The sequence below is a fragment of the Candidatus Latescibacter sp. genome, from assembly GCA_030692375.1.
In the GTDB taxonomy this organism is placed as follows: domain Bacteria; phylum Latescibacterota; class Latescibacteria; order Latescibacterales; family Latescibacteraceae; genus JAUYCD01.
Genome location: JAUYCD010000217.1, coordinates 1 through 16,199, shown reverse-complemented (window position 1 = coordinate 16,199; position 16,199 = coordinate 1). Strand labels below are relative to the sequence as shown.

At 50.0% G+C, this 16,199-nt stretch carries 12 protein-coding genes; 6 read left to right on the top strand and 6 right to left on the bottom strand.

Going from position 1 to position 16,199, the window contains the following annotated elements; all coding sequences use genetic code 11:
* On the bottom strand, positions 1–407 hold a 407-nt coding region (locus Q8O92_13390), incomplete at its 3' end, for a hypothetical protein (GenBank protein ID MDP2984308.1).
* Between the two features lie 309 nt (positions 408–716).
* Here Q8O92_13390 and Q8O92_13385 point away from each other — a divergent pair.
* From Q8O92_13385 to uvrB, 4 genes are all read left to right on the top strand, one after another.
* Entirely contained in the window at positions 717–3,728 is a 3,012-nt protein-coding gene (locus Q8O92_13385) for a tetratricopeptide repeat protein (GenBank protein MDP2984307.1), read from the top strand.
* 289 nt (positions 3,729–4,017) lie between these two features.
* The gene (locus tag Q8O92_13380; GenBank protein MDP2984306.1) at positions 4,018–5,643 is read left to right on the top strand and encodes a hypothetical protein; all 1,626 of its coding nucleotides are present in this window, start codon (positions 4,018–4,020) and stop codon (positions 5,641–5,643) included.
* Between the two features lie 194 nt (positions 5,644–5,837).
* Complete coding sequence (locus Q8O92_13375; GenBank protein ID MDP2984305.1) at positions 5,838–6,494, top strand: hypothetical protein; 657 nt, start codon at positions 5,838–5,840, stop codon at positions 6,492–6,494.
* Positions 6,491–8,494: an excinuclease ABC subunit UvrB gene (gene uvrB, locus Q8O92_13370; GenBank protein MDP2984304.1), complete on the top strand. Its 2,004-nt coding sequence runs from the start codon at positions 6,491–6,493 to the stop codon at positions 8,492–8,494. Before Q8O92_13375 ends, uvrB begins: the two co-directional genes overlap by 4 nt.
* 263 nt (positions 8,495–8,757) lie before the next feature.
* Here uvrB and Q8O92_13365 read toward each other — a convergent pair whose 3' ends face one another.
* Both Q8O92_13365 and Q8O92_13360 read right to left on the bottom strand, forming a co-directional pair.
* Positions 8,758–9,933: a radical SAM protein gene (locus tag Q8O92_13365; protein ID MDP2984303.1), complete on the bottom strand. Its 1,176-nt coding sequence runs from the start codon at positions 9,931–9,933 to the stop codon at positions 8,758–8,760.
* Positions 9,934–10,228: 295 nt separating this feature from the next.
* A complete protein-coding gene (locus Q8O92_13360; protein ID MDP2984302.1) occupies positions 10,229–11,086 on the bottom strand; it encodes a transaldolase family protein in 858 nt (285 codons plus the stop codon).
* Positions 11,087–11,639: 553 nt separating this feature from the next.
* Here Q8O92_13360 and Q8O92_13355 point away from each other — a divergent pair.
* Together Q8O92_13355 and Q8O92_13350 are read left to right on the top strand one after the other, a co-directional pair.
* The gene (locus Q8O92_13355) at positions 11,640–11,831 is read left to right on the top strand and encodes a hypothetical protein (protein MDP2984301.1); all 192 of its coding nucleotides are present in this window, start codon (positions 11,640–11,642) and stop codon (positions 11,829–11,831) included.
* Positions 11,832–12,014: 183 nt separating this feature from the next.
* Positions 12,015–13,814 carry a two-component regulator propeller domain-containing protein gene (locus Q8O92_13350; protein MDP2984300.1) on the top strand — a complete coding sequence of 600 codons (1,800 nt, stop codon included), beginning with the start codon at positions 12,015–12,017 and terminating at the stop codon, positions 13,812–13,814.
* Between the two features lie 28 nt (positions 13,815–13,842).
* On the opposite strand, the gene Q8O92_13345 is transcribed toward Q8O92_13350, so the two are convergent.
* The 3 genes from Q8O92_13345 to Q8O92_13335 are packed head-to-tail and all read right to left on the bottom strand — an operon-like array spanning position 13,843 to position 15,846.
* Positions 13,843–14,937, bottom strand: a complete 1,095-nt coding sequence (locus Q8O92_13345; protein ID MDP2984299.1) for a mannonate dehydratase — start codon at positions 14,935–14,937, stop codon at positions 13,843–13,845.
* A gap of 60 nt (positions 14,938–14,997) precedes the next feature.
* Positions 14,998–15,228 (bottom strand): hypothetical protein, encoded by a 231-nt coding sequence (locus tag Q8O92_13340; GenBank protein MDP2984298.1) that lies wholly within the window; start codon positions 15,226–15,228, stop codon positions 14,998–15,000.
* A gap of 9 nt (positions 15,229–15,237) precedes the next feature.
* Positions 15,238–15,846: an OmpH family outer membrane protein gene (locus Q8O92_13335; protein MDP2984297.1), complete on the bottom strand. Its 609-nt coding sequence runs from the start codon at positions 15,844–15,846 to the stop codon at positions 15,238–15,240.
* Positions 15,847–16,199: the final 353 nt, after the last annotated feature.

The window sequence follows — 16,199 nt, the reverse complement described above, 5'->3', positions numbered from 1 at the left end:
GGGCCGGCTTCAATATCCACCATGAGCCCGTTTCCATTACCCTTAGCGAGATTATCCACCTTTATCGCAATATATAAATCTGAAATACTTGTGCCGGAAATAGAATATGTCTCCACTGTCTGCCACTTGTCATCCGAGCCTCTCAGCTTGCCGTTGACATAAAGAGTATATTTATCCACGGCTGTGATGTGAATCTTAACATCGGTATAAGGGGCATTCGGTCCCAACTTTTGCGCGGTATTGCCGCTAACTCTATTTCTACCAAAAAAGTAATACACTGTGTTCGGCCATGTAGTCCATGTAGTATCTACAACCGCAACCTTAGCTGCAGATGGACTCGCAAATGAGAGAAGCGCAAGCCCGACCAGAAACACAATCATTGCACAGTATTTAATACATCTCCGCAATGTAACCTCCACACATATTACCCGGAAAGGATAGTACGCTCTCCGGGAGATGACAGTCTAACCTAAATTGAGCGATTTGTCATAAAGGAAACTTATTTTACTCGTAAAGATGGTTTGTTGTCCTGCGCGGTTTCAACTTCCAAGTGCAACACGGGCTAATATAGTGCATTAGCTCTCCTATATCAACTATAAAGAAAGTGACAAAGAGGCAAAGAAACAGGGTGACAAAGTCAAAAACATTGACTTTATCCGGGCTATCTCGTATGTTGTAATGGTTCATTTTTCCTTCATACGGAGTTGAAGAAGAACATGCGGCATCATCTCATACGAGTAGTGCAGGCCGGAATATTTCTGACTTTGTTTTTCCCCGCAGTATTTCAAGTTTCTGCTCAAAATCGAGATACTGAAGAAGAAAGGGACTACCAGTATGCCCGCGAATTGTACTCCGGGGAAATGTACGACATGGCAGCGAAAGAACTGGAGCGGTTCATCGATACCTATCCTTCTTCTCCGAATGCAGTATCCGCACAGTATTTCCTGGCCGGGTCATATTTTTACCAGAAACAGTTCCCCAAAACCATCGAAATCGCCAAAAGCCTTCTGAAAGAGCATCCTTCCGCTCCCATTGTGGAAAAAATCCTCTTTCTTGCAGGAAAGGCCTATTTCCAGCTCAAGGAATATAAAGAAGGAATCGTTGCTTTCGAGCGGATGATTGCCGGATTTCCCGCCGGTGAACTTGCCTCCGAAGCGCTCTATAATATCGGCGAATCACGGTATGCTTTGAAAGAATATACGGAGGCGGCAAAAACTTATCGAAAAGTGGCGGCGGACTATCCACAGAGCACTGTGGCGGATTGGGCCTTGTACAGTATGGGACTGATTCTCTACGAAACGGGTGATTATGGGGGAGCCATAGATGCATTTGGTCAGGTTTTCAAACTCTATCCATACAGCACATTGAAAAACATCTGCCGGTTCAGAATGGGTGAAGCCTATTTCCGTCTCGGCGACTATAAAAATGCTGTCATCCTGATGACCGATGTAATTAACATGGTGTACGATAAAACTATGGTGGTAAAAGGATATTATCTCCTGGGGGAGGCGAATTTCCAATTGGGGAATTACGCCATTGCCCGCAAGAACTACCAGATCGTATATGAACAATTTCCAAACGAGCCGCTTGCCTCGGATGCCCTTGAAGCGCTGGGCTGGACATACTACCAGGAGAAACGGTACGACGAGGCGGCGAAAGTTTTACAGACCGTCATAGGAAAATTTCCCCAGGGTGAAAACCTGGATTCGGCGTTGTATCGCCTCGGGCTCATCCGGAAGCTTGCCGGGAACATCACCGGGGCCGGAGAAGCTTTCCGGGAGGTCGCCAAGAGCTTTCCCGCAGGTGCGTTTGCGGTCAAAGCCCTTTATGCGCTGGGTATGCTCTCTTATGACAGCAAACGGTTCGAGGAAGCCGCAGAATTCTTCCAGCGTCTGATCACCGGATATCCGAAGAGCGAGTTGAAGCCCGAAGCGCTTACCATGTATGGTCAGTGCGTTTTGGCGCATAAAGATTACCAGTCGGCCCTCATCGCTTTCACCGAGGTTACCCAGTCTTATAAGCAGGATGCTTCCTACCCGGTGGCGCTCTATCAGCGGGCGTTCAGTGAGTTCAGCCTGAACCGTTTTACCGAGGCGGAGAAAAACGCCGAGCTTTTCATTCGGAATTTCCCCGAACACACGCTTGCTCCTGAAGCCATCCTTCTTTTAGGGGAGATACGGTACAGGCTCGGCAGCTATGAAGACTCGAAACAAACCTATCTAAAAGTGTTCGAACTGTATCCGCAGAGTACCAAAACCGCTCAGGCTCTTTATGGTATCGGGTGGGCGTCATTCCGGTCGGGAGACTACACCCGGGCCGGAGATGCCTTCTCTCAGCTTGCTGAGCGCTATCCGCTTTCGAGTTTCACTCCGGATGCTTCCTACCGAATCGGAGACTGTTATTTTGCAGCCGGCCGGTTTTCCCAGGCCGCCGAAGCCTATCAACGCACTCTCAGCAGGTATCCCCGCGTCCCGTTCGCCGACCGGGCGGCGCTCCAGGTCGCCCAGGCGTATTTCCGCATGGGCGAGTACATCAAGGCCGGGGATGCCGCAGACCGCTGTATCATCCAATTTCCCAGCTCCGGGCTGGTCGATGAAGCGAAGATAATGAAGGGCATGTGTCTTTTGAACCGGGAAAAGTATCCTGAAGCAATCGATGTTTTCAAAACGGTGGTGAAACCTTCCGGTCAGGCCGACGAAGCGCTGTATCGCATAGGATACTGCTATTTCCGGATGGGCGACTCAGAAAAAGCGGAGGAAGCCCGTAATCGGCTCCTTGCGGAGTACCCCCGCTCCCTTTGGGTGAGCGAAGTCATTTTCGGTATGATGGAAACCTACCTGTCCAAGGGACTGACTGACCGTGCCATAGCCCTGGCGGATGATTACCTGGCCAAAAGGCCGGGAGGAAAGCTTGCTGACGTCATGCTCCTGAGAAAAGGGGATCTTCTTTTCAACCTGAAGAAATACGATGACGCCATCACAGTCTACCAGCGGCTTCCGGTCGAGTATCCCCAGAGCGAATGCATTCCCAATGCTGCCTACATGGCCGGGCTTGCTTCCCTGGAAAAGGGGGATTCCACCAGGGCGGCTGCGGAATTTGAAAATGTGAGCGCTCATTATCCTGCCCATGAATATGGCGCGTTAGCCACTCTGAAACTGGGAGATATGAAAATGAGCGCGGGGCAGTATGATCAGGCGGCTCAATATTACGACCAGGTTGCGGGCAGCCGCAATGAAGATCAGATCGGCCTTGAGGCTGTCTTCAAAAAGGGATACGCACTTTTCAAATCGGGGAAAACCGAGGCCGCAAACAGGATTTACAATGACCTTATCAGCCGCCGCCCCAACGAATCCGCAGCCGATGAAGCCCGGCTTGAGCTGGCTGAAGAAGCTCTGAGCGACGATGACGTCGAAGAGGCGCTCAGGCTTGCCGGAGCGGTTATCGAACACCGGAAGGACGAGCAGGCGGCGCGGGCGCACTATATCATCGGGGAATGCTATATCACCGGCGGAAAGTATGAAAGAGCGGCCGCTGAACTGCAGAAAGTATCTGCGAGCTACCAGAAATACGGGGAATGGACCGCGCGTTCCCGGCTCCTTCTGGCTCAATGCCAGGTGAATCTGGGGAAAAATGATGAAGCAGTAGAAACCCTCAAACTTATTCTGGATACCAATCCTAAAGACGATTTCGGCCGTCAGGCGCAAAAGCTCCTGGACGAGATAAAATGATAAAATAAATCAGCCCCCTTCCTGTCCTTCGGACATCCTTCCCCCGAAGGGGGCAGGACACAGCTTTACCGTGCCTGCGAAGCAGCAACTACCGAGTAGCAACGACTTCCCTTGCCCCCTTCAGGGGGTAAACGGTTTCATCGTTCCCGCGAAGCGGCAAGGGACCGAGGGATAGGGGGCTGTAGTAAAAAACTCGTTTTCTTTATTATGTATAAAACGACTTTTGCAAAAGCCTCATATTATTATGCGAATCATGGTTCAGACAGTATTTTTAACTATGAGAATACCAATGCGTGTTTCCTCGTTTAAAAAAACATACACCGCTCTGAAAGCATGCTTCTGCATCCTGAGCTTCCTCTGCGCCGCGCCTCTTTCGTCAACGGGACAACAGGAAATTTCTGGCCGGCAGTTTCCGAACAGGCAGGACGCTCCCGTCGATTCCAGTTCCTTCACCATAACCGGCGAGCGCCTTTCCACCGTGGAGTTCGTGGCCGAGCCGCTCGCGCTTCCGCCAGAAATCCGCACATTTGAATCATCGCCGAGTCTCAGGGAAAGCGAAAAGCCGCTGGTACGAAGCGAGGCGTTCGCTTTGAGAAAGGGTTTTTTTGCCTCATTCAACGGTTTTTTCGGCTCTGATTCTCCTTTGAACATGACAGCTTCGGCCTCTTATGATGACAAGGACCAGGCCGGAACTATCAGACTCCACTCACGGACTCAGAAGCTGAACACACCGGCAAACCTTGCTCCACTTGTACAGAATATAGAGGCATTCGGATACCGGAACATTTCTCTCGGTAAGCTGGCAGGGGAAATACAGCTTACCCGTGAGGCCGATGATATTCTGGGAAATCATTTCCGGTTCCGCGACCGCCGGAGGGAAAGCTATTCTGTCGGGGTGGGTATCAAACCTTCGCACTGGGGCGCCTGGGATATGGAAGGGCGGGTCAGACTGGGAGGAGGAAGCTACCATGATTTCGAGACCCATGACCAGGCTCATGAACTCTCCCTTTCCGGCGAAGCCTCGCTCTCCGGGGATATTGACGAAGTTTCAGTGGCCGGGCATTCATCAGCAGGAGTTTTTCGGTTTGGCGGAAGAACCGGCTCCCTGTTTGAGTTCGGCGCTGATGGAGTCTGGCTCCCCATGGATGAGCTGAGTGTAAAGGGAGGCGCCGGTTTCCATGTATCTTCAATGCCCGGCGACGGCGCCAGAGTACGGTTTTGCCCGGATGTGAGCGCTGAATGGGCCATTTCGCCGTCTTCTTTTGCCGCATTTACCCTGAAGCGCGCGGTGATAAGGCATACGTTCGGCGATCTTTACGACGCCAACGGACTTTTGACCTATGGCATTCCACTCTTATTCGAGGACCGGAAATATACTGTCACTGCCGAATACGGCCGTACCTTGAGGCATGGTATCCGAACCACCGCCCGGTTGTTTACTCGAAAGAGCGATCATGCCCCGGTATTCAGCCGCAAGGGAAACTTTTTCGAAGTGATACCGGACGCCAGGGTTACCCTCACCGGAGTGAAGGTAAGCGCTTTGTACGATCATGAAAAATTCTGGGGCGCCGACGGGGATCTTACGGTAAAAAGGGTATCCTGGAACTTTTCCGGGAAAGTGCCGTATATTCCTCTTGTTGAAGCTGCGGCCAACGGCTATGTTATCCCTGGTTCTCACTGGCTTCTTTACGGCACAATGCGGTTTACGGGAACGCATTACGTGGAAAAGGGGTCTTTAGACACTGCCAAGGGATTTCTGACCATAGATATCGGCGCCGAGCGCGAGATTTGGGGAAAGTCTGTCAAAGGGTATGTAGATATTAAAAACCTTTTGAATTCAGGAGGCGCCTGGTGGACCGACGAATACAGAATCCCGGGAATCGGCGTGTTTGCGGGAGTCAAGGCAAGGTACTAAACACCGTCGCCAGTTCTAAACGATAATCGTTTAGACCCTGAAACGGTTTTATCGTTCCCTCGAAGAGGCAACAAGTTCAGGGTGACACGGTCATGCCGAACTTGTTTCGGCATCTATTATACTCCAGAAAACACATATTTACTCTTCGCTGTTAATTGTATAATTTTTCTCCATCGTATAGAGGTGAGGCTGCTATGAAAGGTTTTTCCGGTAGACTGCCGTTTATAAGAATGTACGTTCTAGTTACAGGTATTATTCTCCTTTTTTCCTGTTCCAATGAATCGGACATGCGTGAAGCTACCAAAGCGCAGCTGGGGGAGCCTGATCTGGTGCAGTCAGGCGGATCGGGACCCTACCAGTATCAGGTTTATGTATATGCCCGCAAGGACATCAACCGGGTGTATGAATACCGTAAATCGGCTCCCGGCTGCGGCGGTCAGGGCCAATGGTATGTAAACCAGGTTTACCCTGCCGATTATCTCGGATATACTCTCTATACACCCCCCACTATTGTCCACACAACGGTGAAAACCGGCGAACCGGGTAAAAACCTGCTCATCTCGGCCAAGGTGACCGATGACGGCCAGGTGGTCAGCGTGATATTGTTTTATCGCAAACCCGGTGCAACCGACTACCAGCCGATTACCATGAATCCCGAATCGGATTCCTCTGTAGCCGAGATTCCCGCCGACCAGGTAACAACCGCCGGAATCCAGTATTATATAGAAGCGACCGACAACGGCCAGCACAAATCAAGACTGCCGGTGCAAGACTTTTATACCGTCACCATCAAGGAAGCCGGAGCAGCCAGGATAATCGGGCAGCCCGAAACCACCGAAACATTTAAATGAACAGATTCAAATTAATCAGTGAATTCAAACCGAGAGGAGACCAGGGAAAGGCAATCGATTCTCTCGTCCAGGGTCTTCTTTCCGGGAGGAAATACCAGACCCTTCTCGGAGTCACCGGATCCGGCAAAACCTATACAGTGGCGAATGTGATCGAGCGGATCAACAAGCCTGTGCTGGTTCTCTCCCACAACAAGACCCTCGTGGCGCAGCTCTATGGCGAATTTAAGGCCCTTTTCCCCGAAAACGCCGTCGAGTTCTTCATTTCGTATTACGATTACTACCAGCCGGAAGCCTACGTCCCTTCGACCGACACCTACATAGAAAAAGACGCCGATATCAACGAGGAGATCGACCGCCTGAGGCTCCGCGCCACCAGTTCCCTTCTGGAGCGACGGGATGTCATCATCGTCGCAAGCGTTTCCTGCATCTACGGGCTCGGCTCGCCTCAGGAGTATGAGCGGCTGCATGTCATTCTCGAGGTAGGCGACCATGTCGACCGTGACGAGGTCATACGGAGGCTGGTGGATATTCATTACCTGCGGAATGATTTCGGGCTGGAGCGGGCTAACTTCAGGGTGCGGGGGGATGTCCTCGAGATCATGCCCGCCTATGATGACCGGGTGATCCGCATAGAATTCTTCGGCGACACTATCGAAGGCATCTCCGAGGTAAACAAAGTAACCGGAAAGGTGGTGGATATCAAGAACAAGGCGGCAATCTATCCTGCCAAGCATTTTGTGACCACCCGTCCCAGCATCGAAAAAGCCATCAACGAGATCATGATCGACCTCGAAAACCGCGTCCACGAGCTCGAAAGCCAGAACAAGCTTGTGGAGGCCCAGCGCATTGCCCAGCGCACCCGCTACGACATGGAGATGCTTAACGAGCTGGGGTATTGCTCCGGCATAGAGAATTATTCACGTTATCTAACCGGACGCCAGCCCGGCGAAAAACCCTGGGTTCTCCTCGATTACTTCCCGGACGACTACCTGATGATCGTGGATGAGTCCCATGCGACCCTTCCCCAGGTGCGGGGCATGTACAACGGCGACCGCTCTCGTAAGGAAACCCTGGTGGAATATGGCTTCCGGCTTCCTTCCGCGCTGGACAACCGTCCTCTTAATTTCAGTGAATTCGATAAATCGATCAACCAGATCATATTCGTCTCTGCCACACCCACCGATTACGAACTTGAAAAATCTGAGGGGATCGTGGTGGAACAGATCATTCGTCCCACAGGCCTTATCGATCCGAAAATCGTAGTCAAGCCTGCGGTAAATCAGGTGGATGATCTGCTGAACGAAATCCGCAAGCGGGTCGAATTGAACGAAAGGGTGCTGGTGACAACGCTGACCAAGAAAATGAGCGAAGACCTGACCGATTACCTCGTGAATATGGGGGTCAATGTGCGGTATCTCCACTCGGAGATACAAGCCCTGGAACGGGTGGAAATCCTCCGCGGCCTTCGGCTGCAGGAGTTCGATGTACTGGTGGGGGTCAACCTGCTCCGTGAGGGGCTCGACCTGCCCGAGGTATCGCTGGTAGCCATCCTGGATGCCGACAAACAGGGATTCCTCCGCAATGAGCGCTCGCTGGTTCAGACCGCTGGAAGAGCAGCGCGTCACCTGAACGGAATGGTTATTTTCTATGCCGATACCATGACCGAAGCCATGCGCCGTACCATCGAGGAAACCAACCGGAGACGCTCCATTCAGAAAGCCCATAACGAGGCGCACGGCATTACACCTGAATCGATAAAGAAGAGTATCGAGGACATCCTTAAAACTACTATTGTTGCCGATGGTCTGGGGAGGGAGCAGAAGATCGAGCGCGACCAGATCAATATCCTTGATCTCATGGACGCCGAGGAGGCGCTTGTCGCGCTGAAGAAACGGATGAAAACCGCCGCCGACAAGCTCCAGTTCGAGGAGGCCGCCCGCCTCCGTGATGAAATTCTGCGGATCGAATCAAAAGTAAAGGGACCGAAAATCAAAGTCTGACTTTGCGAGAGAATATCTTTTCACCTTTCTTCTTTGATGATCCGGGGAAAAAGGAAATTTAATATTCTACTCAGCTTTTTTAAAACCTCACCCCCTGTCCCCCTCTCCTAGTCAGGAGAGGAGGTAACTCACTGCGGGCAATGTCTTTACCCTCTCCTGACTAGGAGAGGGTGGCCAAAGGCCGGGTGAGGTTTCAACAGAACTGAAGACTTTGTAGCACTTTTTGCCGGATCATCTTCTTTCTGTCTCCTGACTCCTGTCTTTTAAAATCCCATCAATCCACAGCACCGCGAACACTGCGGCAGAAGACCTCCCCGGTCGATAAGCAGCTTCCTGAACCGCACGAACGGCTCGTCGTTCCATATCTCCAGGAGGGTTTTTTCGGTGATGTTGCCTACTTTCACATCGATAAAATCACGGCAGGTGGTTACATCGCCGTTCGGCATGACATCGATCATCAGGAATGGCGCCGCGCATTTGTCATACCCGAACATCTCGGATGTTTCGGTATAGTACCGCGCGATATCCCGGTCATTCAGAGCGGGAATGATAAGGAAAGGGAACGGCCACTCCCTTTTTTTAATGTCCTGAATCGCTTTCCGGAAGAGAAGTGAATCCTCTTCGCTGAACTCATTAGCATAGGATTTCCAGGTGAATGGGGTTATCCCCAGGTTTTCTTCCAGAATTTTCGTGTGCGCTTTGCCGATGGCTTCCGAGGTGAACCAGGAGAGATACACCACCATCAAATCCGGATCGAGACGGGCGCCGATCTCGAATGTCTGATCCAGCACGGGGGCGTTGACCCGTGAAATCGTGGTGGATGTCAGCACAAATGGTTTGACGCTTCCGTATTTCTTCTTCATCTCGTTCAATTTCAAAAGCCCGTTCACCGATGTATCGTAAGCGCCGGGATAGTTGCGGCATTGATCGTGTATATCCCTGGGGCCGTCGAAAGAGACCAGTATCATATCCCATTTATTCTTAACTATCTCTTCGGCATTTTTTTCCAGGAGAACCCCGTTGGTCACCACCGAGAGAACGCACCCCTTTTGCTTTATGTAATTCATCAGCTCCATGAATCCCGGATAAAGAAAAGGCTCACCGCCGGTTATATAAAAAATCGGCTTATCATCGGCCACCTGGTCCACGAGCTCTTTGTAAGTTTCCAGGGGGAGAGTTTTGAGGAGATCTCTGTGGCTTTTATCCTTCATGTAGCCCTGACGGCCGTACTGTCCGCAGACAGCGCACCGGTGATTGCAGGCGTTGGTGATCCGGAGGCTTATCTGACGGGGGGTTTTCAGAGCCTTGCCGGTGCCTTTATGGTAATCCAGGGCGATACCGAGATGCTTGCGGGCCAAACCACGGAGCAGGGTGTAGGCGAGATCGGGACAGGTAAATACCGCTTTCGAAAATAACTTTAAAGGCAATCTGCTTCTCATGATCGGGTAAGGTTCCTTCTATCAGTTTATGATAAGATGATCCGGCAAAAAGTATTAAAAAGCTCTCTGAATTGACGAAAACCTCACCCGGCCTTCGGCCACCCTCTCCTATCCAGGAGAGGGTTAAATACATAGATAACAATGAGTTGCCCCCTCTCATGACTAGGAGAGGGGGACAGGGGGTGATGTTGAAAAAAACAGAAAATAATGTAAAAAATACTTTTTCCCGGATCATCTGTATAGTTTGGTAAAGAAACGTATCTTTTACTCTGTCTCTTTGCCACTCTGCACTACATTACCTTACCTCTCCCTCCTTCCGCGGGGAGAAGAGGGCCATGTACTCATCTACCAGATCGCTGGTGAATCCATCGATTCCGGCGGCGGTCCCGGGATGTGTGATCATGGATTTGAGAATGTCGAAAGGCATGGAAACAATATCCGCTCCGGTTTCAGCGACTTCCCGTACCTGGATGGAGTTGCGGATACTTGCTGCGATAATCTCGCACGGTATCTCGTACTGATCAAAAATATCCACAATTCTTGCCACCAGGTCGACGCCGCTCACGAGACCCTGGTCGGTAATGACATTTTCCGGGCCGCTTGTATTGTGCATTCCGGCGGCAGGAAAATAATCGGTCTTTTCAAAATGAATGCCTGCCTTGCCGCGAATGCGGTCATCGACACGGCCAACGAAAGGGCTGACATAGTCTGCGCCGGCCTTTGCCGCAAGAAAAGCCTGTTCCGGGGTGAAAATCAGTGTGGCATTCACAGGGATTTTTTCATCAGAGAGGGCCTGGATTGCAACGAGACCGTCAAAAAGCTGGCCTTTCCCTTCCGAATTCACCGTGCACACGGGAATCTTTATGACCACATTCCCCGCCACCTGATTGAATTTTTCAAAGAGAAGCATCCCCTGCTCAATCATCTCATCGGCAGTCAGGTCGGCAACCTCCAGGGAAACCGGACACATTCGCCCCACCGCCGCCAGTATCTTTTTGATATAGCTCTCTATATCCACTTTGATATCGGATTCCCGGAGCTTGAGAATCGCTTTTTTGATCAGGGACGGATTGGTAGTAACACCATCGATGATATTCCATGACACAGCCTCTTTTATCTCTTCGAGGTTGGCGGTGTCCAGATACAGTCTCATAGAAATCCTCCTTGTCGGGGATAATTCTTCCCTGCCAGAAAATGGGAAATACATTTAGGAAAAAATAATGCCTGGTCGGTGAGTACAGAAAACTGCCTTTTGCAGGAAATGTGTAGGCCGGGACTACCCGGTTCTGGAGAGGATGTATCGGATGTGTCCATGTCAACAATATAGAAACAAAGAGGTTAACTGTCAACTGATTTTGTGGAATGACAATGCTCTGCGCGATATCGAACACAAACCGATGGTTCAATTCTACAACTGTACGGAATCGTACGGTTGCTGTCCGATAACGGACAGATTTCCGGAAAAGGGTTAATATTATGATAATGGTAAGTTATTCATTAACAGTAAAATAGAACTATTGGCACGTCTATTGCAATTAAATATTACAGTATTCATCACGCATTTAAATCCTGGTAAATAAGCTGTTCTCCTCATATCTTAGACCCCGAAACAAGTTCGGGGTGACAAGCGCTGTGAAACCTTTTCAGAACTGGTCATGCTGAACTTGTTTCAGCATCTCTTAAACGTAATTTGAAAGGAGTACGCCATGAAACCTTTTTGCACCACGTTCGTCTTGCTGCTCTGTTTCTCTCTTCCCGCCGCTGCCGATGAATGGCACGTCTATTCCAATGTAAATGACATCAACGCCTTGGCGCGAGAAGGAGATACGCTCTGGTGGACGACAAGAACCGGAATTGTAGAATGGAACCGTGTGGATGGAACCTATCATGTATACTAGCCTTCTACATGGTTTACATCTGTATCCATCGATCCGAATGATTCGAAATGGTTCGGGACTCAGAGCGGCGAGTGGATTCGTTTCGATGGAAAAACCTGGACAACCTTTACAGACCTCCCAAGATCTAATATTTTCGCCGTTGACAAAAACGGAGTCCAATGGTTCACATCTGGTAATGGGGCTTTGAAATTCGACGGATCAACCTGGACACAGTACCGTACACCGGAAGGATTTGTTAACTGTGCAACTTCGGGAGTAGTGGTTGACCGGAACAACATTGTCTGGTATGGAACAAACGGCGCAGGGTTGTGGAGTTATAACGGGACAAAATGGACTATTTACCGGGATGTTAAAAGCGAGTTTTCTTCTGACTATTTCAGAGTTCTTGCATCTGACTATGTCAATGCGCTTGCGCTGGATGAGAAGGGAACCCTCTGGGTGTCCTCTGCCCGTTCTTTGAATTCATTTGACGGCACGGTATGGAAGACCTATCCTTTGGGGAAAGATATACCCCCGCTTTCTCTTACAGGATTGACAATCGATCCAAGGGAAGTGAAATGGTTTGGTTCGGACAGAGGGCTGATCTCATTCGACGGCGCCGCCTGGAAACTCTACGACAGGAGCAACAGCGGTATTCCGGGTGATGTGATGGACGGTTACACAACAGTGCGTACGGTGCTCGCGGATGAGAAAGGAGTCATCTGGCTATCGACCGGGGCGCAGGGGGAATATACCGACAAGAACGGCCTGACCAGCTTTGACGGAACAACATGGAAAACGATTACCCTGCCGGGAATTGGCGGGAATGTGGTCAATTCAGTGGTGGTTGACAAAAATAATGTAAAATGGTTCGCCACATCGAATGAAAACTCATTATCCTCTTTTGACGGAACATCATGGAAAAAGTACCCTGAAGGCCCGATTACACAGGCTGGGAATTCCATCATGGTTGACAGCCAAAACCGTAGTTGGTTCTGTACAAATACGGGAGTCTCCTGTCTTGATGGCGCATTGTGGAAAAACTACACGACCGCCGATGGTTTGCCGGGAGGAGCAGTTTATGCCGCCGCCGAGGACGATGACGGGATTCTCTGGTTCGGCACGGATCAGGGGGCGTGTTCATTTGACGGTTTACGGTGGACGTCGTATAACGAAGTTATCAAAAGCATGGGGGGTAACCCTATCAATTCTCTTGCGGTGGATCAGGGGAATGTGAAATGGTTCGGCTCAAACGGGTATGGGGTGCTTTCTTTCGATGGGAAAACATGGAGACATTTCACCTCCTCGGACGGCCTTTCAGGGGATCATGTACGAACAATTGCAGTAGACAAAAACAATATTGTATGGTTGGGCACGGGAACAGTTGTGAACTCTGACCGTGGTTTGTCTTGCTTTGACGGCAGGGTCTGGAAGGCCTGGTCGTACACTCCCGGAGTTATGCCGGTTTGGAGCGCGGTTACCGGTATCGCGGTCGACCGGGATAATGTAAAATGGATTGTCGACGAGACGGATTCGGCTGTCTATTCCTTTGATGGCATATCATGGAAAACATACAACTCCCAATGGTCCGGCAACGGCGGGTATCTATCTATCGCAATCGACAACGATGGAGTGAAATGGCTCGGTTCAAAAAATATCGGCGCGGTAAGCTTCCGCGAGTCTGAGGAGACCCCGACAATTGTTTCTTCCGGAAATGTTCCCCCGAAAGCAGCGGCGATAACCGGAATCTACCCTAATCCCTTTAATCCCTCAACGACTATTGAATTCATCCTTCCCTCGCCCGGCAACGTGACATTGGACGTATACGACATTATGGGACGTATTGTGCGAAGACTTCTTTCTATGCAAGTTTCAGCGGGGAAATGCACAGTACTCTGGGATGGAAGAGATGATTCGGGCAGATCGGTGTCTTCGGGAGTATATATTTCGCTGCTTACTATGGGGAATCAAAGCATTATGAAAAAAATGTTACTGATGAAATAAATGATTTGATTATAAGCCCTTCGCCCATCTACCCTTCATCATTTACCGCCTGAAGCATGGCAATCATATAGCCCCATTGGAAGGCTGCCGACTGACGGCTTCCGGGATCGTCCGGATGGCTGGGTTCATGATCTTCCACGAACATGTAGGGGTACTCGATCTCTTTCATGACCTGCATGATCCGGTGCATGTTCATGACCCCGTTGTCCTGGAAAACTTCCTGGAACTTATTGCGCTTCCCGATGATGTTGCGGTAATGGATGAGGAATAATTTCTTCCGCTGACCGAAATAACGGATGATTTCCGGGACTTCTTTCGCGGGGTCTTCGACACTCTCGGCCATACATCCCAGACATAAATTCAATCCGTGGTAAGGACTCGGGCATATCTCTATGAGGCGTTTAAAACCCTCAAAGCCTCCCAGCACCCTGTCAACACCACGATAGCCGGGCGGCAGCCAGGGATCGCAGGGATGGCAGGCCATCCGAATCTTGTATTCAGTCGCAACCGGTATCACCCTCTTAAGGAAATAGGTAATGCGTTCCCAGTTCTCATCGGCGCTGACCGGTGTTTTGAACGGCGGTCTGTCCTTCGCCTTTTCCAGATCCCACGTACTGTATCTCAGCCCGCCGCGCCCGAGAGGCACACTCTCGGTTCGCTGATTGGGGCTTTCACACAAGTAGTATTTGATTGCAGGTATGCCAGCTTTGGCGGTCGTCCTGATCATATCACAAATAAGGTCGATCTCCCTGTCACCCCTCTCGCATGTACAGAGCATGTAATCAGGGGCCTGGCCGCCCTCGGCGTTCATCTGGTCGATGGGCAGAGGCACCATGTCAACTCTGACGTCATGCTTATCATTCTGTTCTATCAACTTTTCCATATCTTCAAGTTGCCAGGCGCGGCTTTTAGGGGAAATCGCAGGGTACCCGACTTTATTCGTTATTCCGTGGCGCACCAGGAATTCTAATTCGGCATCGGAATCTCTGAAAGCCTGTGTGCCGGGATACATCAGCGCCTTCTTCCGTTTCAAAGGCGCGCTGTCTGCCGTTTTTTGACATGAAACAGAAGCGGCGGCGGTGCCTGCAATAAGACCTTTTTCAAAAAAATCTCTCCGTTTCATTTTCATGATATCCTTCGGTAAAATCTGAATCCCGGGCAGTTATGAGGATACGTATACCCTCTACATCTCTTGTTCCCCGGTGGATTCATAGCCATGCCCTTTGAACCAGGAATCGAGGTCTTCCGAGCGGTCATAGAGCGATCTCATGCCGGCGAGTTTCAGTTCCTCCATATCATTCAAAACAAGCCCGCAGGTTCCGCAGGAACCGGAAACCGCAAAGAAATCGAGAACCGGGTATGGTCCCTCTTCGTCCACAAACCGTGCCTTGAGTTCAAGTATGTAGCTGTTCATGAAGGTATTTTATTTCGGTGTACTAGAAGGTTTTTTCGGGATAGCCGGTTCTTTTTTCGTATTGCTGGGAGAAGTGACCGGTTCCTTCTTCAACTCATCAAATATATGGTCGGAAATGTCAAATTTCTGGTCGGCGAAAAGAAGAGAACCTTTCCCCGCATCGAAAATGAAATCGTATTTCTCTTCTTTGCCCACACGGTCAAGAACTCTGTTCAGGCGGTCAAAAATCGGCTGAGCGAGTTCAGCATGTTTTTTGGCCAGAAGACCTATATCGCGGTTATACAGGTCCTCAGAAGACTTTTCAAGGTCATTTCTTTCTCTTTCAAGATTATCGCTTGTAATTTTCTGTTGGTCCTCTTTCATGAGCGCAAAGCCCTTTTGGGCGGCTTCCACTTTTTTCTGGAATGCTTCAGCTCTCTGTTGAAGTTTGGCCGTCTCCGTTTTTTCATAGGCATCAAGCTGTTTCATGGCTTCCTGGAACGGCTCATATTTGCTGAGGATATAGTCCGGCTTAACATAACCAAACTTGAGCTGAGCCAGACAGGGTACAGCGGAAATCAGGGCCAGGATGGCCATGGTTCCTAAAACAAGTACAAGTGATTTCATCCTGTGATTCATGTGTGTTGCTCCTTCTGGGTAAATGGTTATATGAATGTATATGAGGTAATCTCATCGAGAAAATTGTATAACAGGTATGTCGTTAAGTAAGCTAAGGTGATCAACCGAAAGGTTAATCCCCCCTACCCCCCTTATTAAGGGGGGAAAAAGAAAATTGTTTCTATTACTATGTAAACATTTATTAGGATTTGACAGAATCCTCTCCCTTGATTCCCCCTGCTATGATACAAGTCAAGAGGAAAGTGTAAAGAAGCTACCAATAGAAACATCATACTTTTATTGAAGTCGCGATGTGGTAATGTGGTAAACGGCAGTATCGTTTTCCACATTTCCATATCGATAATCGGTTCGAA

What these genes read in the sequence shown, in the direction of transcription:
- Q8O92_13355 (MDP2984301.1), top strand. Translation starts at nt 11,640, where the DNA reads ATGAAACCTTTTTGCACCACGTTCGTCTTGCTGCTCTGTTTCTCTCTT.
- Q8O92_13340 (MDP2984298.1), bottom strand. Translation starts at nt 15,228, where the DNA reads ATGAACAGCTACATACTTGAACTCAAGGCACGGTTTGTGGACGAAGAG.
- Q8O92_13360 (MDP2984302.1), bottom strand. Translation starts at nt 11,086, where the DNA reads ATGAGACTGTATCTGGACACCGCCAACCTCGAAGAGATAAAAGAGGCT.
- Q8O92_13385 (MDP2984307.1), top strand. Translation starts at nt 717, where the DNA reads ATGCGGCATCATCTCATACGAGTAGTGCAGGCCGGAATATTTCTGACT.
- Q8O92_13345 (MDP2984299.1), bottom strand. Translation starts at nt 14,937, where the DNA reads ATGAAACGGAGAGATTTTTTTGAAAAAGGTCTTATTGCAGGCACCGCC.
- Q8O92_13375 (MDP2984305.1), top strand. Translation starts at nt 5,838, where the DNA reads ATGAAAGGTTTTTCCGGTAGACTGCCGTTTATAAGAATGTACGTTCTA.
- Q8O92_13335 (MDP2984297.1), bottom strand. Translation starts at nt 15,846, where the DNA reads ATGAATCACAGGATGAAATCACTTGTACTTGTTTTAGGAACCATGGCC.
- uvrB (MDP2984304.1), top strand. Translation starts at nt 6,491, where the DNA reads ATGAACAGATTCAAATTAATCAGTGAATTCAAACCGAGAGGAGACCAG.
- Q8O92_13365 (MDP2984303.1), bottom strand. Translation starts at nt 9,933, where the DNA reads ATGAGAAGCAGATTGCCTTTAAAGTTATTTTCGAAAGCGGTATTTACC.
- Q8O92_13380 (MDP2984306.1), top strand. Translation starts at nt 4,018, where the DNA reads ATGCGTGTTTCCTCGTTTAAAAAAACATACACCGCTCTGAAAGCATGC.